This window comes from Ureibacillus sp. MALMAid1270 (assembly GCF_049202975.1).
Taxonomy (GTDB): Bacteria; Bacillota; Bacilli; order Bacillales_A; family Planococcaceae; genus Ureibacillus.
In genome coordinates this window covers 26,682-49,760 of the sequence record NZ_JBMIRP010000095.1, presented here as the reverse complement: position 1 = coordinate 49,760, position 23,079 = coordinate 26,682, and the positions used below count along the sequence as shown (strand labels likewise).

Below are 23,079 nucleotides of genomic sequence, written 5' to 3'. Positions count from 1 at the left end.
TAGCTATTACCAAATTCAAAGGTAATAGCTACTTTTAGTTAGATTAGTACATTTTTAAATATTGTTCGCGTTCCCAAGGGTGTACAACCGAGCGGAACATTTCGAATTCAATTTCTTTTGCTTCTTTGAAGTTTTCGTAAATGTGGCTTCCAAGTGCATTTTGAATAACTTCATCTTCTTCTAATAAACGAAGTGCATCGTCTAATGAAGGTGGTAAGTTTTCAATACCGTTCGCTTTACGTTCAGCAGCTGTCATAACGTAAATGTTACGGTTAACTGGTGCTGGTGGTTCCATACCTTGACGAATACCTTCTAAACCTGCTTCTAAAATAACAGCCATAGCTAAGTATGGGTTTGCAGATGGGTCAACAGAACGTACTTCGATACGAGTTGATAAACCACGAGCGGATGGTACGCGAATTAATGGTGAACGGTTTTGAGCAGACCAAGCTACGTAACATGGTGCTTCATAACCTGGTACTAAACGTTTGTAAGAGTTTACTGTTGGATTTGTAATCGCAGTAAATCCTTGTACGTGATGAAGTACTCCAGCCATAAATTGCATTGCCGTTTCAGATAAACCTAATTCAGCATTTTGGTCGTAGAATGCATTTTCGTTTCCTTTGAATAGTGAAACGTTAAAGTGCATACCAGATCCTGCCTCACCAAATAATGGTTTTGGCATGAATGTAGCGTGTAAACCATGTTTACGAGCAATTGTTTTTACTACTAATTTAAATGTTTGTATATTGTCACATGCAGTGATTGCATCTGCATATTTAAAGTCGATTTCATGTTGACCTGGTGCTACTTCGTGGTGAGATGCTTCAATTTCAAAGCCCATTTCTTCAAGCTCTAAAACGATATCACGACGACAGTTTTCTCCTAAGTCCGTTGGTGCTAAGTCGAAATAACCACCATGGTCATTTACTTCTAAAGTAGGCTCGCCTTTTTCATCTAATTTGAATAAGAAGAATTCTGGCTCTGGCCCTAAGTTAAAGCTTGTAAATCCAAGCTCTTCCATTTTTTTAAGAATACGTTTTAAGTTAGAACGTGGATCACCTGCGAAAGGTTTTCCATCAGTAGTTGCGATATCACAGATTAAACGTGCCACTCTACCTTTTTCATGAGTCCAAGGGAAAATAACGAAAGTATCTAAATCTGGATGTAAAAACATGTCAGATTCTTCAATACGTACGAACCCTTCGATAGATGATCCATCAAACATCATTTTGTTGTCTAATGCTTTGTCTAATTGGCTAACTGGAATTTCAACGTTTTTAATCGTTCCAAGAATATCCGTAAATTGAAGACGGATATATCTAACATTGTTGTCTTTTACGATTTTTCTAATGTCTTCTTTAGTGTATTTTCCCACAATTGCACTCTCCTAAATTCGCCTGCTATTTTCATCTTATCTCTATAAATTCACATAAGTTACTGATAAAAACGCGACATATCCCCATGTCTTAAGGATGGTTTTTGTTGCCCCTGAGCTAGCTTCATTTCCTCACGTAAGATCTGACGAAGTTCACTTTTTGAAATTTCTTGTGACGCTTGTGCTTTTAACATCGATGGGTTTTTCTTCATATCGAATACTTTCTTAATCCCAGCCATGTTTACCCCTTGCTCAAGCATATCTTTAATCTCAAGTAGAGTATCCACATCATTTAAGGAAAACATACGTCTATTCCCTTCCGTACGGTGCGGTTGAATAAGCTCATGTTCTTCGTAATAGCGAATTTGTCTTGCTGTTAACTCCGTCAATTGCATCACAGTACTAATTGGTAACAATGGCATAGAACGACGAATTTCACTGGATCTCTTTTTTTCACTACTCAAAACATCCACCTCCCCTGCTATTAATATACGCTCCGTTAGCTTCAATGTCAATTACATGTTAGAAAAACTCACATTCAATTCATATTTTTGTCAAAAACAGCAGTCTTTATGAAGACTGCTTCGGGATGGTTTTTGGGCTGGATCGGTCTTCATTACGTTTATGAAGACCATTTTGGGCCGGTTTTTGGGCTGGGTCGGTCTTCATTACGTTTATGAAGACCATTTTGGGCCGGTTTTCGTGATGGTTCGGTCTTCATTATCCTCATGAAGACCACTTCGGGCCGGTTTTTGGGCTGGGTCGCTCTTCATTAGCTTCATGAAGACCGTTTTGAGCCGGTTTTCGTGATGGTTCGGTCTTCATTACGTTTATAAAGACCACTTAGGGCCGGTTTTCGTGATGGTTCGGTCTTCATCACCTTCATGAAGACCATTTCGGTCCGGTTTTCGTGCTGGTTCGGTCTTCATCACCTTCATGAAGACCATTTCGGTCCGGTTTTCGGGCAGTTTCGGTCTTCATCACCTTCATGAAGACCATTTCGGTCCGGTTTTCGGGCAGTTTCGGTCTTCATTAGCTTCATGAAGACCATTTCGAGCCGGTTTTCGTCCTGTTTCGGTCTTCATCACCTTCATGAAGACCATTTCGAGCCGGTTTTCGCTCTTTTTCGGTCTTCATCAACCTCATGAAGACCACTTCGAGCTGGTTTTCGTGCTGGTTCGGTCTTCATCACCTTCATGAAGACCACTTCTGGTCGGTTTTCGGGCTGTTTCGGTCTTCATCACCTTCATGAAGACCATTTCTGGCCGGTTTTCGTCCTGTTTCGGTCTTCATCAACCTCATGAAGTCCATTTCGGTCCGGTTTTCGCTCTTTTCGGTCTTCATCAACCTCATGAAGACCACTTCGAGCTGGTTGAATTTTTTTTGCACGGTATTTAACTCATCTTCTACCTGAACGAGCAATTTCAATAATAGTTGCAATTAAATTAAAGAAAGCCAAATATAAATTAATGGCTACCCAAATCACATCATCGTCCCGAACATATTGATGACAAACCGAGTTAAATTCGTAAACCGCATATACCGCGATTAAGAGTACAAATACCGCCGCGCAAAAAAGGAAAAATGTATTTTCAACAGGAAAGAACACAAACACGATTGAAAATACGATTATGACCACGACGATAGTAAAGATCATACTGAAAATTTCACTAATCTCCATTGCAATTTTTAATCCAGCTACTGCAAGCAACATAAAAATAATTACTGTAGAAATAAAGACTGTAAACAATAAATCCTCACCAAGTATTTCAACGAATATAACATACAACCAAAGAAGCTTAATCCCCATTAATATTGGAATGATATATAAAATGAGATCGGGAAGACGGAAGTGTTTAAAAAAACAAGTCATAGTGATTAATAGTAAACAAACCAATGACAATGGGGTCACTATTGATGATGGTATCCACCACCCAAATAGCATACCCAACAGCGTCAATCCCCACATAACCGCAAAATGTTGCAAAATGTAATTGACGTTCCTATTGCGCCCTGCGTAAACCATACTCAACCCCAATCTTTTCTTTATTATTATCTATATTTCAAAAAGCGCGACGATATTAGTGGAAAATGGCGAACTTTGATGAGAATTGGATTGCAGTTTGGTTACGGGTATGACACGGTGGATGGATATTGGTTTGGGGCGTGGAGATGAGGAAATGATAAAGGTCCGCGCAGGGCGGACCTATTATCTATATTATTCGGTGATCGTCGTGATTTACTGGACAGTTTTATTGAGTTTCTGCGAATTCTGTCTAGTAAACCACAATTACTAGACACTTTCACTGAGTTTCCGCGATTTCTGTCTAGTAAAACACTTTTACTAGACACTTTAGTTGATTTTCACCAGATTTTGTCTAGTAAACGGGTACACCTCATCAACCGAGACCTTATACCAGCTTCTGCACCGCGCTACAAATCGCATACTTCACATGCTCGTATGTTAAACCACCTTGAATATACGCAGTAAACGGAGGGCGGATTGGGCCATCAGCTGTTAATTCGATACTTGATCCTTGTACGAAAGTTCCCGCTGCCATAATAACATCATCCTCATAGCCTGGCATATATGCTGGAACTGGTGCGAAGTGTGCATTAATCGGCGAAGCTGCTTGGATTTCTTGACAGAAGGCAATCATTTGTTCAGCCGTTTGGAAAGAAACCGATTGAATTAAGTCAGTTCGCACATCCGTATAGTGAGGAGACGTATTCATTCCCACTTCTTCTAGCATCGCCGAAGTGAAAATTGCCCCTTTTAAACTTTGTGCCACAACGTGAGGTGCAAGGAAGAAACCTTGATAGAAATCCGCCAACGTATTTAAAGAAGCACCTGCTTCCGCACCAATTCCTGGAGACGTCATGCGATATGCGCATTTTTCCACTAAATCGGTACGACCTGCAATATAGCCACCAATTTTGGCTAATCCGCCACCCGGATTTTTTATTAAGGAACCTGCCATTAAATCAGCTCCAACCTCAGTTGGCTCAAGCACTTCAACAAACTCTCCATAACAATTATCTACGAAAATGACAACATCCGACTTGATGTCACGAATTCGGCTGCACATTTCACGAATTGCCTCGATCGTAAATGAAGGACGAGTAGCGTACCCTTTAGAGCGTTGGATCGCTACCATTTTCGTACGGTTGTTAATTGCCGCTCGAACTCCATCCCAATCAATTTCACGGTCTTCGATTAAATCTACATGAGAATAGCCAATTCCAAAATCCTTTAAGGAACCAGTATCTTTTTCTCCTCCATCAACAATCGATTGAAGTGTATCATATGGTTTCCCTGTTATGTATACAAGTTCATCACCAGGTCGCAAAACACCAAACAAACTCAATGTAATGGCGTGTGTTCCGGAAATAATTTGTCCACGAACAATCGCAGCTTCTGCCCCGAACGCTTTCGCATAGACACGTTCTAATGTGTCACGACCTTCATCGTCATACCCATATCCACTTGATGGATGAAGATGATAATCGCTTACTTGATTTTCCCTAAATGCTGCTAATACTTTTTGCTGATTAAAAAAAGCGGTTTGATCTACTTTTTCATGAAAAGGACGCACTTTCTCTTCAATTTTTTTCGCTAGTTCAAGCGTTTCAGGTTTTAATGATGATAAAAATGCCATATGTATTACTCCGTTCTATAAGAATTCCTATATCATCATAACAATACTTTTCATTTTTTCAAATAGTACACTTTAATTTATTCATTTACATCCAATTTCACTGAAATGTTACTTAAATCAGCTTGTAATAATAACGCTTGTTTAGGAAAACATAGTTAAAAAATAACAGAATTTAAGACATTTAGTAAAAGTGAGTATGATGTATTAAAAAGAGTGATATTATGTCAGCCACAATATATGACAATTCGAGCCGTAATAAATGAAACTCAAAAACATTTTGAAGATGAAGGAATTCACATTGAACTTGCATTAGAACAGCATAATGAATTCGTAAAAACGTTGAAGGATCATGGTGTTGAAGTTATTTTATTGCCATATCATAAAAAATATCCTGAACAAGTTTTCACTCGAGATATTGGATTTACTCTTGGACATACGATAGTTGCTAAAATGGCAACGGATGTCCGGAAAGGTGAGGAAAACGTTTTAAAACTGTGGCTCGAAGATGAAGAAATCTCTTACTATAATTTAGTTGAGGAACGCATTGAAGGCGGAGACGTTCTCATCGATCAAAATACTGTTTACGTTGGTCTAAGTGACAGAACAAATGAAAAAGCAGCTGAACAATTAAAACGCCTGTTGGTTCAATATGAAGTGATTCCAATTCCATTTAAAGAAAAATACTTGCATTTAGATTGTATATTTAACGTGATTTCTCCTGAATTAGCACTCATCTATCCTAAAGCACTAGAGCAAAAAAGACATCGAGTTTTTAGCAAGTCGTTATGAATTAATAGAGGTATCAGAAGAGGAACAATTTCAATTAGGTACCAATGTATTAAATATCGGAAACAAGCGTGTATTTAGTTTGCCAATCAATAAACATGTTAATAAACAACTTCGGGACAGAGGCTTTGATGTAATTGAAGTGGATATCACTGAGATTATCAAATCAGGAGGATCCTTCCGTTGTTGTACACTTCCTATTTTACGAGAACCAAAAAATTAACAACACATCTAAACAACCGGATAGTAATCAGGTTGTTTAGAGGCCATAATCTTACTGCTTATTTAAATTCAAGCTCTCCATCATAACTCATCATGCCGCCTTCAAGATTTACTACTTGGAAGCCTTGTTCTTCTAGGTAAGCACAAGCATTGGCGCTACGTACTCCACCTTTACAAACTAAAATATATTCCTTTGACTTGTCTAATTCATTTACTCTCTCAGGAATTGAACCAAGTGGAATATGAATTGCACCAGGAATCATGCCTTCTTCCACTTCAAAATCTTCACGAACATCGATAATGTTCAAATCTTCGTTTGCGTCTAATAAATCAATGATTTCATCAGTTGTCATAGTTTTCATGTGAATATAAACCCCTTTTCCTTTATCTATAGCCATTATAGAGAAAAATTGGCGATACGGCTAGAAAGTTTGCTTCGTATAGTGATATTAATGGTGAATTCTTGAGGATCATTAGGCAATTTCGTTTGATTGGTCTTTATTTTTCAATTTTATTAATGCCCCTTCAATTTCTTCTTTAGAGCATTTCTCTAGAAGCATTATTATTTCCTTTTTCAATTGCATGCGATCGTATTCGGAAAGTGAATTTGCTTTAATTTCATTCATGATGTTCATTGTTATTCCCACTTTCCAATTTTATAAACCTATTATACGAACATTAGTTCTGAATTTCAATAGGGTTATTGAAGATTTTTGGGGTCATACTAAATGTAATGATTAAATTTAGGAGGTCAAAAAATGCCACGAAAGTCTTCACAACCAAATGAAGAAAGCGATTTAGAGGATGTAATTCCTAGCATACAGAATGATCAGGAAAAAATTGATCACCTCTCTCAAATGCTAGCCTCAATACTTACTTATCTGTCAGATGAAGAAAATGAGGAAATTGATATCTCATACATTTTCGATAATACAGAGGGGCTGCGCGATTGGTGGAATGAATATAAAGAGAATAACCGTAAGTTGATTGAGGAAGAAATTAGAGAGTCACTCGGTGAACTGTCATTGGAGGAACTACAAAAAATTCATGAGCAGATTAAGACGGGTAGTGAGAGGTTGTCTTGAGAATCCGGCTCGAGGACACAATTCCAATAAATACACGAATTTTGTCCTCGAGAACCCGCTCCAACACACCCACGCATACAAGCACTTAAAAAAATCGGCTAGTCTATGACACTGCCGATTTCGAGTTTATGCATTTTCTTCAACATTATCAGTGAAGGTAATATTTTTTGCTGGAACAAATGTAGAAATTGCATGTTTGTAGATTAGTTGTTGTTTGCCTTCTGTTTCAAGTAGTACTGTGAAGTTATCATAAGACTTTACTTGGCCTTTTAGTTGGAATCCATTTAATAGAAAGACTGTTACATAAGTGCCACTTTTTCGTAAAGTATTTAAGAATGTATCTTGTAGATTGATTGACTTCATACAAACACCTCATTATTCCTTTTATTCTACGTAAAGTTTTAAACCTATTCGTATACATTCTCTATTAATTGCCTAAATTCCTTCTTGATAGACAAAAAAATTGGAAAATTTTAATATTTCGCTCCAATCATTGCCAATCCACTGTACATCCATCTTATTTCTAAAATAAGTTAGCTGTCTTTTGGCGTATCTACGCGAATTTTGTTTTAATTGCTCAATTGCTTCTTCCAAAGTTAACTTGCCATCAAAATACGCATAAAGCTCTTTGTAGCCAATAGCTTGAACCGACTGTACACCACGAATACCACGGTCATATAAGGCTTTTACTTCTTCTAGTAAACCTTTTTCCATCATAATATCAACACGTAAATTAATACGCTCATATAACTTTTCACGGTCCATATCTATGCCAATAATAAGATGATTGTACATTGGAATATTACCGCGGTTAAATTCATCAGAAGCCTTAGACACACCGCTTTGCTCCACCATTTCTAAGGCGCGAATAACACGTCGAGTATTATTTGGATGAATCCCTTTAGCTGTTTCAGGATCGAGCTTCATTAGCCTTTCATGCATTGCTTCTGGCCCAATTTTCTCGAGTTCCGCATAATATTTTTTTCGTGTCTCTTCATCTACTTCTTCTTCTGTAAACTGAAAATCATACAAAACGGCTTGTACATACAAACCTGTTCCTCCTACAATAATCGGAAGTTTGCCACGACTCTGAATTTCAACGATTTTTTCCCGCACTAACGTCTGATATTCAGCAACAGAAAAGCTTTCGGTAGGCTCCTTAATATCCAATAAATGATGGGGAACCCCTTCCATCTCTTCTTCTGTAATTTTCGCGGTCCCGATATCCATCCCTTTATAAATTTGCATGGAATCGCCATTGATAATTTCACCATTAAATTCTTTGGCCATTTTAATACTTAATGCTGTTTTTCCTGATGCAGTAGGGCCAACAATGGCTACTACTTCAATTTGCTGTTGTTTTGTCATTTGCTTTTAACCACCGTGTTACAACTTGATATACTTGCGCTTTATTTACTTCATTTAATATTTCATGACGCATACCTTCGAACATATACACCACTACATGTTGAAGACCTGCTTTTTTATATTGTTCGGCAACTTTATAAACACCTTTTCCATTGTTGCCTACAGGATCTTCACTACCACTAATCAATAAAATCGGTAAATCTTTTCTTACACGCTGAATTTCGTCTTTTTTATTGATAAGAAGTAATCCTTCAGTTAAATCTACAAAAAACTGATTCGTAGCGATAAATCCACAAAGAGGATCATCGATATACTTTTGCACTTCGTCTTGATCTGAAGTGAGCCAATCAAAACCCGTTTTCGTATTTTTGAACTGCTTATTAAAAGTGCCTAAGGACATTTCATTCATAAGTGCGCCTTTTCCTTTTTTACCTTTAGAACGTGCTACCGTTTTAGCAACTACGTTCCCAATTTTATGGAGGCGTGTTGTAATGCCAGTACCACAAAGAATGCAGCCATCCACTACGTCACTGTAAAGTTGGATAAAACGTCTTGCGATGAAAGACCCCATACTGTGCCCAAAAATATACACCGGGACCTTTTTATAATCGTAACGCACATGCTGAATTACTTCATACACATCTTCAACAACACGGTTAAACCCATTTTCATCAGCGAAATAACCAAGTTTTCCATTCATTTCTGCAGTTTGCCCGTGTCCGCGATGATCGTGAGCCGTAACAAAATATCCTTGTTCACAAAGCATGGTTGCAAAGGCATCGTAACGACCCCCATGCTCCCCCATCCCATGTAAAATGTGAAAACGTCCAATAACTTCCCTATCCGGTTCATAAATTCGTACAAAAACTCGGTGGCCATCACTAATCAATAACTCCATTGAACGCTTTTTCAATTTAGTTCCCCCTTATTCATTTCAACCTGCACCCTTTGTGTTGTTATACCCTTTTGCTATCTATTTTTCTAACAAACATACTACATAAAATGAATGGACTACTCGCTTATTTTGGATTTTTCGCATCGTCTATGAATAAATCCAGTTGCGCTTGATAGATTAGCTTTTCTGTTTCTGAGTAACCAATGATTTCACTCATAATATTAAGAACAGCTTCTTTATATTTTTCAACTTGTTCAATTTCAAAATATAGTAATCCAGTTCTGCGAATGAAGAAATCAGATGGTGTATAGGCCATTTCATTTTCAATGGCGTATTTTAATTCCGCATATAGCGATAATGGAAGCCCCGTGTCAGTATGGTAACTTTTTGAATGAACGTATACATCATCTACATTCGTACCATATTTCGTCGTTAAGACTTTCGCTTCATCATAGGAAAAGCCTAATAATTCTCCTACTTTCGCTTTGTTTTTTATATAGTCCTCAAAGTTTTGCGAGTTCAGACCTTTCGCACCAGATAAAGCTAGAACCTTTGTTATACAAGGTGTGGCATGTTTAAAATGATGTTTTTTCACAATTCTATCGACGACTTCTTCTGCCATTTTGCGGTAGCCCGTTAATTTCCCACCAGCAATCGTCATTAACCCACTTTTAGACGTCCAAATTTCATCTTTTCTTGAAATTTCAGATGGTTTCTTTCCTTCTTCTAAAATAAGTGGACGAACCCCAGCCCAAGTCGATTCAACATGCTGTGGCTGTACATTTAGACTTGGGAAAATGAAATTAATTGCTTCAATTAAGTAACGAACGTCTTCTTTTGTAGCAACCGGATTAATCGGATCTTCTTCATAAAACGTGTCTGTTGTTCCAACATATGTTTTTCCATCACGTGGAATAGCAAAAACCATTCTCTCATCTTCTGTATCAAAATAGATTGCCTGCTCAAGCGGAAGATGAGCTTGATCAATAACGATATGAATCCCTTTTGTAAGGCGAAGCTGCTTTTTCGATTGCGCTTGCTTCTGTTCTAGCGAATTCAACTCATCGATCCAAGCACCAGTAGCGTTGACAATTTGGTGCGCATGAATCGTAATCGTTTCACCTGAAATCTCATCCTTAACCGTTGCACCAATGAGCTTTTTCTTTTTGTAAATAAAGTCTGTCACCCTTGTGTAATTGATACAAACCGCTTGATATTCAACAGCTTTCTTAATAACTTCCATCGTAAGCCTTGCATCGTCGGTTTTGTATTCTACATAGTAGCCAGCACCTTTTAAACCTTCTTCTTTTAGGAAAGGAACTTTATTTAATGTTTCTTTTTTGGAGAGCATTTGTCTTCGTTCATCTTTTCGCACTTTCGCCAATCGGTCGTACAATTTTAATGCAACGGATGTCGTAACAGAACCAAGTGACCCTTCTTTATAGATAGGAAGTAACATCCACTCTGGTTTTGACACGTGTACAGCATTTTCATAAACAATTTCGCGTTCACGCCCTACATCGGCAACTAATCCGACTTCAAATTGTTTTAAATAACGAAGCCCTCCATGTACTAATTTCGTTGAACGGCTCGAAGTTCCTGCTGCAAAATCTTGCATTTCAACAAGTGCAACAGAAAGTCCGCGCGAAGCCGCATCAAGCGCAATTCCCGCTCCTGTTATTCCCCCTCCGATAACAAGCACGTCAAACGAGTACGTATTAAGGGTGTTCAATATATGCCCGCGATCTTTGAATGAATACATATATATTGCCTCCTTTATGGTGTAGTGGATTAGGATATGGTGTGACGGAATTCTCGCTGAGCTTTGCTTGGCTGAGCTGCTAGGCGAGGAATCCCGACAATTATAATTAAATACTATTAAGCGATAAAAATCTGATGTAGTAAATTTATTATATATGGAAAATTTTTATTCAAATGTGATTAGATTGATAGTTACATAACTCGTTTAAACATTTTCTCTACTTCATATGTTGAAAAATGAATCATAACAGGTCTACCATGTGGACATGTGAAAGGATTTTCCGCCTTGCGTAAGTCTGCAAGTAAAGCCACCATCTGTTCTTTTGTTAAATAATAGTTAGCTTTAATAGACTTTTTGCAGCTCATCATGATGGCCGCTTCTTCTCGTAGCTTTTTCACATCTGTTTTTTTATGACGTAATACTTGCTCAATGAGTTCTTCGATAATTTCCTGTTCAAACCCTTTTGGGAACCAGGTAGGATGTTCACGTACAACAAATGAAGACTGACCAAAATCATCTAAATAAACCCCAACCTCTTCCAATGCGCGAATATTTTCTTTCAATATTAACGCTTCATCCGCTGAGTAATGAAATGTCAGTGGCAGTAAAAGTGACTGTCGTTCATTTGCATTGACTTCCCCAACTTTATCACGGAAATATTCGTATTTAATACGCTCTTGAGCCGCATGTTGGTCTATTAAATAAAATCCGTTTTCCATCTGTGCAACAATGTATGTTCCGTGAATTTGGCCAACAATTTCCAAATCAGGAAAAGGTTCTTTTTTCGATTCAGATTCTGATTCGGATTGATCCAAAAGTATTTCACGGTCACTAATTTCATTATCACCTAAGTTGGATAAAAATTCATTTTCGTCGACCGCTTTTGGTTCATTTTCTGAATATGGCTCGAAATTAGATTCATTTTCTGATGGTTTATTATGTTCCCAAAGATTGATAGATTGACTTGAATCCGAGAATTCATTTCCTGGAACTTCTTTTACAACCGAAGTTTCATTGTTTAACTTTTGAACGATTTCATTTAATTTTGTTTCGTTAAATGAAGGCGTGCTTGCTTTCCAAATGTTTAATTGTTCACTAGGTACGCGTGTTGGCTTCTCTTTTTTCTCCGCAAGAGGTACATGAATGGCGCTACGAATCGAATCTCGAACTGCCTGCTCAATTAAAGGCAACAATTCCTGCTCCTTACTTAGTCGAATTTGAAGTTTCGCTGGATGAACATTGACGTCTGTCAGCTGAGGATCGCCTTCTATGTAAAGCACAACAATTGGATAACGTTCAATCGGTACATAAGTATGGTAAGCATCGACAATCGATTTTTGGATTAAATAATGCTTTACCCAACGGCCATTCACAAACAATGAAATATAGTTTTTCGAAGCACGTGTCACTTCCGGTAAAGAAGCGTACCCATGCACTTTGTAATCCTTCGATTCAGTACTGAATGGGATCATTTTTTTCGCGTTCTGCATGCCATAGATCGCCGCTAATACTTGCTGAACATTGCCTCGTCCATTTGTTTGAAGAAGAACGCCCCCATTATGTACAAGTTTGAAAGCAATATTCGGGTAACCAAGTGCCAATCGGTTCATTAAGTCAATGGAATGACCTAATTCAGTCTGAATCGTTTTTAAATATTTCAGCCGCGCAGGAGTGTTAAAGAAAAGCTGCGCCACAGTTATATCCGTACCTCTTCGGAAAGCAGTTGGTGTTTTGGAAACAACATGCCCACCTTCAAGTTGTACTTCAATACCACTGTTTTCACCATCAGAAGTTCTTAAAGTTACTTTTGAAACTGAGGCAATTGAAGCAAGTGCTTCACCGCGGAAACCAAGTGTTCGGATACGGAATAGATCGTGTTCAGTGGAGATTTTGGATGTCGCATGTCGCCCAAACGCGATTAGAGCGTCTTCTTCATCCATACCACTCCCATTATCTGTTACTTGAATGGAGGTTAATCCTGCTTCTTCAAGAAAAACCTCGATCGATGTACTTCCCGCATCAATCGCGTTTTCGACCAATTCCTTCACAACAGAAGACGGGCGCTCCACTACTTCTCCAGCCGCAATTTTATTGGATAGAAACTCATCCATCACTTGAATTTTTCCCATGAGTAATCCCCTCCTTTTTGTTTTTTATTGGGTTGAATGAGTATGAGACATTTTGGTGAATTTCGGGGGTCGAAATGTCTCATATACCGCGCTTTTGAGACATTTCACCATGCTCCGATCGCTGAAATGTCTCATCTAACGCACTTTTGGAACATTTTTCCGGGCTATCTTTTCCGAAATGTCTCATATACCACGCTTTTGAGACATTTCACCTGACTTCTCTTGCCCAAATGTCCCATTTACTGTGCTTTTGAGACATTTCAACGCGCCATGCTCGCAGAATTGTCCCATAACTCCTTACTTCTTACTCAACAACATCTGTTGTAATTCATAGAGAATATTCATTGCTTGGATTGGGCTTGTCCCCATAATGTTTAGTTTTTCTAACTGTTGTAAAACATTTAATTCTACTTCTGATAGTGCCGGACTTTCACTTTCACTTTCACTTTCATTTTCAACAGCACTAGCTTCCACCTCACCGACAACAACTGTTGATTTTGACTCTGCAACAACTTCTTCCTCAAACAATGAAAGCTGCTGTTCCGAATTACTTGAATCTTCCACAAGGGTAACTTGATTACGGCTCGTTGATTCAAATTCTTCTAATAAAATTTGAGCTCGCTCGATAATTGCTTCTGGCATCTCCGCAAGTTGCGCAACATGGACACCATAACTTTTATCTGCAGCGCCACTCTTCACTTTGTGCAAGAATACAACACGACCATCTTTTTCGGTTGCACTTACGTGTACATTTTGCAAACGTGACAATTCCGACTCTAGTGAAGTTAATTCGTGATAATGCGTTGAGAATAACGTATTCGCACCAATGCGGTCGTGAATATATTCCATCATTGATTGGGCTAAAGCCATCCCATCGTAAGTCGATGTTCCGCGGCCGATTTCATCAAACAATAGTAAACTACGCTCAGTCGCGTTTGTAATGGCATGTTGAGACTCTAACATTTCCACCATAAATGTTGATTGGCCAGCAGCTAGATCATCTGCAGCCCCAATTCGTGTGAAGATCTGATCCGTAATTGGCAGTTCCGCTTCATCCGCAGGCACATAACAACCCATCTGCGCAAGAACTACAATCAATGCCACTTGTCGCATGTACGTACTTTTCCCGGACATGTTCGGTCCTGTTATTAACATCATATTTTTATCTTCAGTTAACACGCAATCATTTGGCACATACGTTTGCTTATGTAACATTTTCTCAACGACTGGATGGCGGCCATTTACAATTTTTAAAGCACGCCCCGCATGGAATGTTGGTCTAACAAAGCGATATTTTTCCGAAACAACCGCAAAGCTAATGTAAACATCTAACTCACTGATAGCCGAAGCTAACCCTTGTAAACGTGGAATGAAAGCTTTAATTTCCTCACGTAAAGCTACAAATAAATCATATTCTAAAGCTAAACTTTGCTCTTCTGCATTTAAAATAATTGCTTCTTTTTCCTTTAATTCCTCAGTAATAAAACGTTCCGCATTGGCTAAAGTTTGCTTTCTTGTGTAACGGGATAGATCCACATTTCCAAGCTGCGATTTTGTTATTTCAATAAAATATCCAAAAATTCGGTTGTAACCAATTTTTAAATTTTTAATACCCGTCAATTCGCGTTCTTTCTGCTCTAGCGATGCAATCCAGTCTTTCCCATTTCGCGAAGCATAACGCAATTCGTCAAGCTTTTCATCATAGCCGTCTCGAATTACATCCCCTTCTTTAATCGAAATCGGTGGATGATCTGTAATTGCACGAGATAATAATTGCTCCACTTCCGAGCAATCATCCAACTCACGACCAAGGGCAGCCAAAGTCTCTTTCCCACTACTAACCAATTGTTCTCGAATAAAAGGAATTTGGCGTAAGGACTCTCTTAGTTGTGCAAGATCACGTCCACCAACATTACCAAAGGCTACTCGCCCAGCTAAACGCTCTAAGTCATACACACTTTTCAGCAGATCACGCAGTTCGTTGCGGACAAAGAATTCATCCAGTAAATCTGTAACTATATTTAAACGCTGATTAATCGCATCTTCACTTGCTAAAGGTTGGTGCAACCATTGTTTTAGTTTACGTCCACCCATAGCAGTGACCGTTTCGTCTAACAACCATAAAAGGGTTCCCTTTTGATCGCCACCTCGAATAGACTGTAGTAACTCTAAGTTGCGTTTGGAATTCGAGTCAATTCGTAAATATTGCTTTGATTCTGTATAAGTAAATGGTTGAAGATGGGATAATGAACGCATTTGTGTTCGTTCGACATATTGTAGTAAGCACTTCGCCACACCTTTCAAAGCATCAGGTAAATTTGTGACATAAGGTCGTGCCTGAATATCATCCATCTCTTCCTTTTCAATGGAAAGAACAATACCTAATTGGTTCGCTTGCTCTGCAAGTAATATTTGCAACTGCTCCGTAACGACTAGTTCACGAATGTTGTAAGTTTGAAGTTGTTGAAGCAGTGCTTTTATTCCACCTTCTATAATGGAGCTATTTGCTTCCCCTGTCGATATGTCTAAATACACAAAGGCAAATGAATTTTCCGACAAAAGTTCAGCACTCGCAATATAATGATTCGATTTGCCATCAATTGTTTTTCCTTCTGTCAGGGTACCTGGTGTGATGAGTTGAATAACTTCTCTCTTCACAACACCTTTTGCCTGTTTCGGATCTTCGGTTTGCTCACAAATCGCCACCTTATATCCTTTTGATACAAGCGTCTCAATATAACCTTGTGCAGAGTGATGTGGCACACCGCACATTGGCACACGCTCTTCTGCACCAGCATCGCGACCTGTTAATGTAATTTCTAATATTTGTGAAGCTTTAATCGCATCATCAAAAAATAACTCGTAAAAGTCACCTAGTCTGTAAAATAAAAAAGCGTCTTCATATTCAGCTTTGATCGATAAAAATTGTTGCATCATTGGTGTATAGGTTGTCATGCTTTATTTCCCTCTCTTAAATGCCCTTGCGTTCTTTGGGCAACTTCTCGTAAATTCTAAACTATGTAAAGTAGTAGATGTGTTAAATCTATTTTACTACAAAGATTTTCGCTGAAATCAATTTTCTCGGATTGGCCGATCTCTATTTGCCTCTATTTAATAAAATGAGTGATTTCTCCATAATACTATATTTTATTATAACAAAAGTAGAAAAAAGAGCGCCTATTATCTACATATTGACGTAGATTGGCGCTCTCAAAATTTATCTTCTGCGAAAATTCGATGATTCGCTAGTTATAGAATGAAAATCTTGGCTACTTGATGAAGATGAACTAGATGATGAAGAGCTAGATGAAGATGAGCTTGAAGATGATTCATCATCGTTATCGTTATTGAATTTCCATTCTTCTTCGTATTCGATTGGGTGAACTGATACAACCACTTTTGTTTCACCAATTACTTCAACAAGGAATTCACGTTCGATTACAACATTGAAGCAGTCGCCGCTTTGAGTGATGATCGCTTCGATACAGTTTGGTTGTTGTAATACGCGAACTTTTACATTGTCTGAATCGATAATGTCTTCATCACGATAATGTAATTTCACTTTGTCTTTATAGTTCACTGTTTCTGTATATACAGCAGTTTTTGTATGGTTGTTATATGCATACCATACATTCACATCGAATTTACCAGTGATTTCTACATATTTTCCTTGTTTTTTCGCATGATAATGGTGGTTAATCACCCAGCAACCTAGAATACTTGTTGGTGTATGTGGTGGTCGTAATACTTCACTTGTTTCATATCTCTTTTTCCCTTTGGCAACTACCGCTTTTGTCACGATTTGACGCAAACGTTTCAAATTAACTTCCTCCTTTGTACTAGTCGACCTATAGTATGCGACATGTGCCTAATTGGTGAAATAATGAAATGAAATATTTTAGGCACCACCCCTATTGGAATTTCGCTTATATCTCGGGATCAAATTTGGCGATATTCAATAGTTGATGTTGAGGCAATCATATGGGCGCTTCACATGATGTATTGTATGCAGTAAGGTGAAATTTGGTTTTTCTTTATGAAAATATTTTACAAAAATAATTGTATTCAACTATGTATTGCTCCATAGTGGGACATTGGGGACAGGAAAAGTGTCCCACAAAAATAATTGTATTTAACCAAGATTGGCTCCATAAACTTTATATACACACAAAAAAACACCCTCTCTGCCCGAAAGCATTGAAGGTGCAAAATAATTCATTATTAGATAAAACAGGTGGGATTTAAATTTTGTTAAGTAAGTGGTTCATTTTTTAATCTTTGAATTTCGTGTTTACGACGTTCATTTTTTTCTTGAAGATGTTCTAGCTCTTCTTTACCTGCATAATCCATGTTAATCTCAGCAATTTCCATGTTTTTTTCAATATTTTTAATCATTTCTTCTTTTGGTATGAAATCTTTATTCGTTTTTTGAACTTTTCTTTGTGGATTTTGTTTCATTCAAAAAACCTCCTATCCTTTTATCGTTTAAGGATAGTTTGTTATTATTTGACTGATTTATACTTCATTTCATTTAATGCTTCAATTCGCCAAATAAATTTTTTATTTGCCTCTAAAAAAAGGAAAGACCAGAGCGATTTGCCCCAGTCCTTGTTAGGTGTTCATTGTTAGCTGTATAGCGACGGTTTTTTATTTGATTAATACATATTTTTGTAGAATGCAGTACCAACAATGATTAAAAGAATGAATAATACTACTAATAAAGCAAAGCCGTTACCTTTGTTGTTGTCGTAAGATCCACCAACGAAGTTTGATGACATAAATTTCACCTCCCTTAACAATCAATAATGTATGTTAAATTTCCAAATTGACCTAGGACACAAATGGAATAAATTTAAATGTTTTAGGAAAATTGATGGGGGTATCTTTGAAGGTGAGGATTTTGACTTGATGATAGCTACCTACTCAATAAAAAAAGCAAGAATTACTGGTTATTGCCCAGCATTCTTGCTTTTCATTTTGATTTTATTTATTAACTACAGCTTCCTGGTTGGCTATTACGCACTTTTGAACCAGTTTCACCTTTTAATAGGTCGCCACCAGTTGAAAGGATAATTTCATTTGTTACATTGTTTGCGATCGCATTTGAAACTAATTGAAGTAAATTGTTCACTTCATATTGAGATTGCTTGAATTCTTGAACAATTGGAACCTCGTCAATCTCTTGTTCGATTTTTTCAATTTTTTCTTCGATTAATTTTAACGCTCTTTCTTTTCCAAGATGTTGGAAGTTTACCGCTTGTTTTTGTAAAGTTTTTAAACTAGCGATTTTTTCACGAATATATTGATTTTCATTAATTTGAGCTTCTGCTTTTTTGAAAAATTCTACTTGTTCTGTGTTCGCAATCATGTGTGCGATTTCTTTTGCTTTTTCTACGATTTCGTCTTTCGTATATAGCTTAGTTGTCATTATACTTCCACCTCATGTCGTTTTACTACTTCAACAAATTCCCCGCGTAAAGAATACGCTTTTGCTTCAGTAATTTTTACCTTTACAATGTGACCAACTAATTCTTTTGGTCCTGCAAAGTTTACTAATTTATTGCGTCGTGTATAACCAGCTAGCATGTCATCACGTTTTTTACTTGTTCCTTCGACTAATACTTCAACTTCAAGACCTTCATAGTTTTTAAGTGCAGCTGTTGAGAATTCTTCTACCACTGCATTTAATCGTTGAAGACGCTCTTTTTTCACTTCTAGTGGCACATTGTCTACCATTTTCGCAGCCGGTGTACCTTCACGTGGTGAATAAATATAAGTGAATGCAGATTCAAATCCAACTTCACGATATAAATCGATTGTTTCTTGGAATTGCTCTTCCGTTTCGTTTGGATATCCAACAATAATATCCGTTGTTAAAGCAACATTTGGAATGGCTGCTTTAATTTTGCGAACTAAATCTAGGAAATGTTCGCGTGTATATTTACGCGCCATAATTTTTAGTACTTCATTTGATCCAGATTGAACTGGTAAATGAATGTGCTCTACTAAGTTACCACCTTTAGCTAACACTTCGATTAAATGATCATCAAAGTCGCGTGGGTGACTCGTTGTGAAACGAATACGCGGAATATCGATTTTACGTAATTCATCCATTAAATCACCTAGGCGATAATTCATGTCTGTAAAATCTTTTCCGTATGCATTTACGTTTTGACCAAGTAACATAATTTCTTGATAGCCATGTGCAGCTAGTTCACGTACTTCTTGAATAATTTCATCTGGACGGCGGCTACGTTCTTTTCCACGAGTATAAGGTACGATACAGTATGTACAGAATTTGTCGCAACCGTACATAATGTTTACCCAAGCTTTAATTGAACCATTACGTTGTTTTGGAAGGTTTTCAAGAACGTCTCCTTCTTTAGACCATACTTCAACAACCATCTCTTTTGACAGATAAGCTTCTTTTAAAATGTTTGGTAAACGGTGAATATTATGCGTACCAAATACCATATCAACATGTTGGTATTGAGTTAAGATTTTATTGACAACAGATTCTTCTTGGGACATACATCCACAAACCCCGATTAACATTTCAGGATTTTCACGTTTGTATTTCAATAAATAGCCCAGCTCACCAAATACTTTGTTTTCCGCATTTTCACGAATCGCACAAGTATTTAATAGTACGACATCTGTTTCTTCAATGTTATCAGTTGGTTCATAACCAAGCTCCATGAAAATCCCCGCCATAACTTCAGAGTCGTGCTCATTCATCTGGCAACCATATGTACGAATGAAGAATTTACGTCCTTCGCCCATACCTTTGAATTCTTCAGGAATTTGGAAATCTTTATGATATTTTACTTCTTCTTTCCCACGCTTTTTCGCTTCTTTTAAAGATGGCGCTGTAATCACGCGTTCGAAGTATTGACTATAATCTTTTTCAGTTTTGGAGTTAGTTGGTTTTGGTTGATTTACTTGCTGACTCGCTACACGTTGTTCTTCATTCATCGAACGGAGTACTCCTTTCAGTTGGGTTCGAAAAAATTATATATTTTCATATGCACATCGCGTTTTGTGAATTAATTTTTAACGTCGCGTTTTGCACATTCGAATTCCATTTTATTATTATAACGAATAGCTACTAGAAAGGACAATATGAAGGCTTGAAATAATACGGATTTGACATATTTTACATTGGAATTTACGAACCTTGTGAGATGAATTGCTCATACTGCGCTGGATCACTTTCCTTTATTATCGCAAGAAAAGTAAAACAAAGCTGCACAACAGAATCCCAATTCATCATATACTTATCTTCAAATTGGTGCTTTGGTAGTTTTAGAACGTCTCGAAAAATAGCAACGGGCTCTATTTTCTGATCCTCAAGTATGTTAAGAAAAGCCAGGAAAAATTTATGATCCTGCACCGCCACCGTCTTCTCCTGAACTAATCGATGAATTTCCTCTGCATTCTTCAAAGAATTCGCTTTACTAAACACTTTATGTAATTGTTCATTTATTCTTTTATTTTTTATTGAAATAAAATCAATGACATTATTTTTCAATTTGGGTACCTCTTTTAAACTGGAATATACTTTCTCGAATAATAGTTTAGATTATTCCCGACATTTTTGCTGAGATTCCCGACAATTTCGGATAGAATCCCGACATTTTTACAATTAATCCCGATAAAATTTAAAAATCCCCGACATTATCATATTATTACAATTAGACTAATATTTATATCAACATAGTTTTAACATTTTAACTATTATCTAATCCAAATAGAGGGAAATCTATGATAAAAAGCTATGTGTTTACACGTGTTTTTCAAGTCGAAATTTTCTTGTGAATTTTAAAATTTGAATATAAAATAGACCTAGATAATCTTCATTTTGTTATATTTTGAACTTCTATGAATATCTCAAAATAATACTAAACAGATTTAACCCAATTCTCAATTCACCGTAAACCTTTTGATTGAATGAGTTAGTGAGCGGATGTTTCGTGTTATTTTTTGAATTTCTTCATGCATATCGCGGGTTGCGTTTAGCTGTTCGACTGTTAATGCAGAAACTTGTTTAATGCTTTCGGTGTTTAGATCAAATAAATTGCTTAGTTCGGTTGAGTGATCGGCAACTTCTTTTGTGTTTTGTTTGATTTGAGTAATCGTCGCAGATACTTCAACAATGTACGGACTTAATTCTTTTACACTTTCAGCTATTTGAACAAATTTAGTAGCACCTTGGTCGGTCGTTTCAATTCCGGAAAAAACGGATTCTATCGCATTTTTCATATATTGGATTGACTCTTTCGAATCAAATTGGATTTGTTCAACGATATTTTCGATTACTTTTGTTGATTGAACTGATTGTTCCGCTAGTTTTCGAACTTCGTCGGCTACAACGCTGAAGCCTTTTCCATATTCCCCTGCACGCGCTGCTTCAATTGCAGCATTTAAAGCAAGTAAATTCGTTTGCTCTGCAATAGAATTAATCATTTGAATTACTTGTCCAATTTCTTTTGTGTGACTCGCTAAGATAAGCATTCTTTCATTTGTTTTCTTCACAGCCACTTCGATTTCTTGCATTTTTTCCTTATTATGAGAGATGAATTCAACGCCATTATTAGCTTCAACTTCTGTATCTTTCATAATAGATTCAATAAATAGTATTTTGGTAGCAATATATTCAATTCCAGTAAAGATTTCTTGAATAGCAGCTGTATTTAGTATTAATTGTTCAGTTGATCTTTCGGTTGATTTTGTTAAATCGTTAGCGTCGTTTGAAATATGAATGGCTGCCGCTGTTGTTTGTTCCGATGCCTGTTGCAAACGTAAATTCGATTCATCAACTGACTTCGCACTTTTTTGTACAGTTTTTAATAACTCATTTACTTCGGATGCCATTTCATTGTAACTTCTCATTACTTCACCAAGTTCATCTTTTGAATCATAATTCGCGGTTTTCGTAAAGTCCCCTTGCCCAGCGCGCTTTAATAATTTTTTTAATTCTCTAGTAGGTTTCGTTACCGCTCGAGAACCTCCCACACTGAAATAAACAACGATAGCAATCATGACGATGGAAACCGCAATTAAAAGGAAGTAACCAAAGGAAATGTCTTTTTTATATGCCTCGATTTGTGCTTTTGCACGATCCACAATATAAAGCTGCGTTTCTTCTGAGATGGCCAAAATTTCATCGATATTCTGATTTTCCAATTCCGTCTTTAAATTTTTTATGTACAGCTCCATTTTCGCATCAAATTGAAAAGCGTTTAAAGTGCTATGTATCTCATTAGCTTTATCAAAATCCTCTTGATCAATGGCCAGGTCAAAATCTGTAAATGCATTCATCGCAAGTAAACGTTGTTCGTACATGAGTACCGAATTATTTTCCATTTTTCTTAAATAATCAATGCTGAAAATCGCTAAAATTACATTCGAAATAATACACACAATCATCAACATAATTAATCGATCTTTAACTTTTATATAGCGCGATATTTTCACTGTCAAACGTCCTCTCTATAAACACATATTGCTATGAATTGAGCATACAGGAAAATATTTGAGTATTTGTAAAGATGCGGTTAAGTTATTGTAAATTTTATTCACATTGAGGCGGCTGGGTTGAAATTTGAGTTTTTGATAGGTGAAATGGGTGGATTTCAGAGATTTGGAGTATTTTCATTTTGGATGTTTTAGTGGTTTATATTAGATGAAATCTGGATTAGCGAGGGTGTTCCTTAGAATCCATTTGTGGTGAAAATTAGATTTTCGGTAGAGAATTATGCTTGAATTTATTAGTTTTAGACAACTCATTGATTC

The 23,079-nt window shown here is 37.1% G+C and carries 20 protein-coding genes and 1 pseudogene; 2 read left to right on the top strand and 19 right to left on the bottom strand.

Annotated elements, in window-relative coordinates; translation table 11 throughout:
* Positions 1-43 precede the first annotated feature (43 nt).
* The 4 genes from glnA to ACOQFO_RS13900 form a co-directional block, all read right to left on the bottom strand.
* Positions 44-1,378: a type I glutamate--ammonia ligase gene (glnA, locus tag ACOQFO_RS13915; protein ID WP_421690264.1), complete on the bottom strand. Its 1,335-nt coding sequence runs from the start codon at positions 1,376-1,378 to the stop codon at positions 44-46.
* Between the two features lie 59 nt (positions 1,379-1,437).
* Positions 1,438-1,800: a MerR family transcriptional regulator gene (locus ACOQFO_RS13910; protein ID WP_421690438.1), complete on the bottom strand. Its 363-nt coding sequence runs from the start codon at positions 1,798-1,800 to the stop codon at positions 1,438-1,440.
* 977 nt (positions 1,801-2,777) lie between these two features.
* Entirely contained in the window at positions 2,778-3,347 is a 570-nt protein-coding gene (locus ACOQFO_RS13905) for a Bax inhibitor-1 family protein (RefSeq protein ID WP_421690437.1), read from the bottom strand.
* 442 nt (positions 3,348-3,789) lie between these two features.
* Positions 3,790-5,037 (bottom strand): aminotransferase class I/II-fold pyridoxal phosphate-dependent enzyme, encoded by a 1,248-nt coding sequence (locus ACOQFO_RS13900; protein WP_421690263.1) that lies wholly within the window; start codon positions 5,035-5,037, stop codon positions 3,790-3,792.
* Between the two features lie 162 nt (positions 5,038-5,199).
* Here ACOQFO_RS13900 and ACOQFO_RS13895 point away from each other — a divergent pair.
* Positions 5,200-6,046, top strand: a pseudogene (locus tag ACOQFO_RS13895) (dimethylarginine dimethylaminohydrolase family protein).
* Positions 6,047-6,104: 58 nt separating this feature from the next.
* On the opposite strand, the gene ACOQFO_RS13890 reads toward ACOQFO_RS13895, so the two are convergent.
* On the bottom strand, positions 6,105-6,407 hold the full coding sequence (locus tag ACOQFO_RS13890; RefSeq protein ID WP_421690262.1) for a rhodanese-like domain-containing protein: 303 nt from the start codon (positions 6,405-6,407) through the stop codon (positions 6,105-6,107).
* 111 nt (positions 6,408-6,518) lie between these two features.
* A complete protein-coding gene (locus ACOQFO_RS13885) occupies positions 6,519-6,680 on the bottom strand; it encodes a hypothetical protein (protein WP_421690261.1) in 162 nt (53 codons plus the stop codon).
* 123 nt (positions 6,681-6,803) lie between these two features.
* On the opposite strand from ACOQFO_RS13885, the gene ACOQFO_RS13880 reads away from it, so the two are divergent.
* On the top strand, positions 6,804-7,130 hold the full coding sequence (locus ACOQFO_RS13880; RefSeq protein WP_421690260.1) for a hypothetical protein: 327 nt from the start codon (positions 6,804-6,806) through the stop codon (positions 7,128-7,130).
* A 126-nt stretch (positions 7,131-7,256) separates the two neighbouring features.
* Here ACOQFO_RS13880 and hfq read toward each other — a convergent pair whose 3' ends face one another.
* The 13 genes from hfq to ACOQFO_RS13815 all read right to left on the bottom strand — a co-directional run bounded on the left by hfq (position 7,257) and on the right by ACOQFO_RS13815 (position 22,761).
* Positions 7,257-7,493: an RNA chaperone Hfq gene (gene hfq / locus ACOQFO_RS13875; RefSeq protein ID WP_421690259.1), complete on the bottom strand. Its 237-nt coding sequence runs from the start codon at positions 7,491-7,493 to the stop codon at positions 7,257-7,259.
* A 72-nt stretch (positions 7,494-7,565) separates the two neighbouring features.
* The gene (gene miaA / locus ACOQFO_RS13870) at positions 7,566-8,498 is read right to left on the bottom strand and encodes a tRNA (adenosine(37)-N6)-dimethylallyltransferase MiaA (protein WP_421690258.1); all 933 of its coding nucleotides are present in this window, start codon (positions 8,496-8,498) and stop codon (positions 7,566-7,568) included.
* Positions 8,476-9,411, bottom strand: a complete 936-nt coding sequence (locus ACOQFO_RS13865) for an alpha/beta hydrolase (protein ID WP_421690257.1) — start codon at positions 9,409-9,411, stop codon at positions 8,476-8,478. The genes miaA and ACOQFO_RS13865 overlap by 23 nt, the downstream gene beginning before the upstream one ends.
* 106 nt (positions 9,412-9,517) lie before the next feature.
* The gene (locus ACOQFO_RS13860; protein WP_421690256.1) at positions 9,518-11,155 is read right to left on the bottom strand and encodes a glycerol-3-phosphate dehydrogenase/oxidase; all 1,638 of its coding nucleotides are present in this window, start codon (positions 11,153-11,155) and stop codon (positions 9,518-9,520) included.
* Between the two features lie 191 nt (positions 11,156-11,346).
* Positions 11,347-13,284, bottom strand: coding sequence for a DNA mismatch repair endonuclease MutL (mutL, locus tag ACOQFO_RS13855; protein ID WP_421690255.1), 1,938 nt, complete (start codon positions 13,282-13,284; stop codon positions 11,347-11,349).
* Between the two features lie 297 nt (positions 13,285-13,581).
* Positions 13,582-16,239 (bottom strand): DNA mismatch repair protein MutS, encoded by a 2,658-nt coding sequence (gene mutS, locus ACOQFO_RS13850; RefSeq protein WP_421690254.1) that lies wholly within the window; start codon positions 16,237-16,239, stop codon positions 13,582-13,584.
* 262 nt (positions 16,240-16,501) lie between these two features.
* Positions 16,502-17,104 carry an outer spore coat protein CotE gene (gene cotE / locus ACOQFO_RS13845; RefSeq protein ID WP_421690253.1) on the bottom strand — a complete coding sequence of 201 codons (603 nt, stop codon included), beginning with the start codon at positions 17,102-17,104 and terminating at the stop codon, positions 16,502-16,504.
* A 431-nt stretch (positions 17,105-17,535) separates the two neighbouring features.
* Complete coding sequence (locus ACOQFO_RS13840; RefSeq protein ID WP_421690252.1) at positions 17,536-17,742, bottom strand: hypothetical protein; 207 nt, start codon at positions 17,740-17,742, stop codon at positions 17,536-17,538.
* 197 nt (positions 17,743-17,939) lie between these two features.
* Positions 17,940-18,062: a YjcZ family sporulation protein gene (locus ACOQFO_RS13835; RefSeq protein WP_421690251.1), complete on the bottom strand. Its 123-nt coding sequence runs from the start codon at positions 18,060-18,062 to the stop codon at positions 17,940-17,942.
* A 212-nt stretch (positions 18,063-18,274) separates the two neighbouring features.
* Complete coding sequence (locus ACOQFO_RS13830; RefSeq protein ID WP_421690250.1) at positions 18,275-18,712, bottom strand: RicAFT regulatory complex protein RicA family protein; 438 nt, start codon at positions 18,710-18,712, stop codon at positions 18,275-18,277.
* Complete coding sequence (gene miaB, locus ACOQFO_RS13825; protein WP_421690249.1) at positions 18,712-20,259, bottom strand: tRNA (N6-isopentenyl adenosine(37)-C2)-methylthiotransferase MiaB; 1,548 nt, start codon at positions 20,257-20,259, stop codon at positions 18,712-18,714. The genes ACOQFO_RS13830 and miaB overlap by 1 nt, the downstream gene beginning before the upstream one ends.
* Before the next feature lie 193 nt (positions 20,260-20,452).
* Positions 20,453-20,815 (bottom strand): hypothetical protein, encoded by a 363-nt coding sequence (locus tag ACOQFO_RS13820; RefSeq protein ID WP_421690248.1) that lies wholly within the window; start codon positions 20,813-20,815, stop codon positions 20,453-20,455.
* 392 nt (positions 20,816-21,207) lie between these two features.
* Positions 21,208-22,761 carry a methyl-accepting chemotaxis protein gene (locus ACOQFO_RS13815; RefSeq protein WP_421690247.1) on the bottom strand — a complete coding sequence of 518 codons (1,554 nt, stop codon included), beginning with the start codon at positions 22,759-22,761 and terminating at the stop codon, positions 21,208-21,210.
* Between the last annotated feature and the right edge of the window lie 318 nt (positions 22,762-23,079).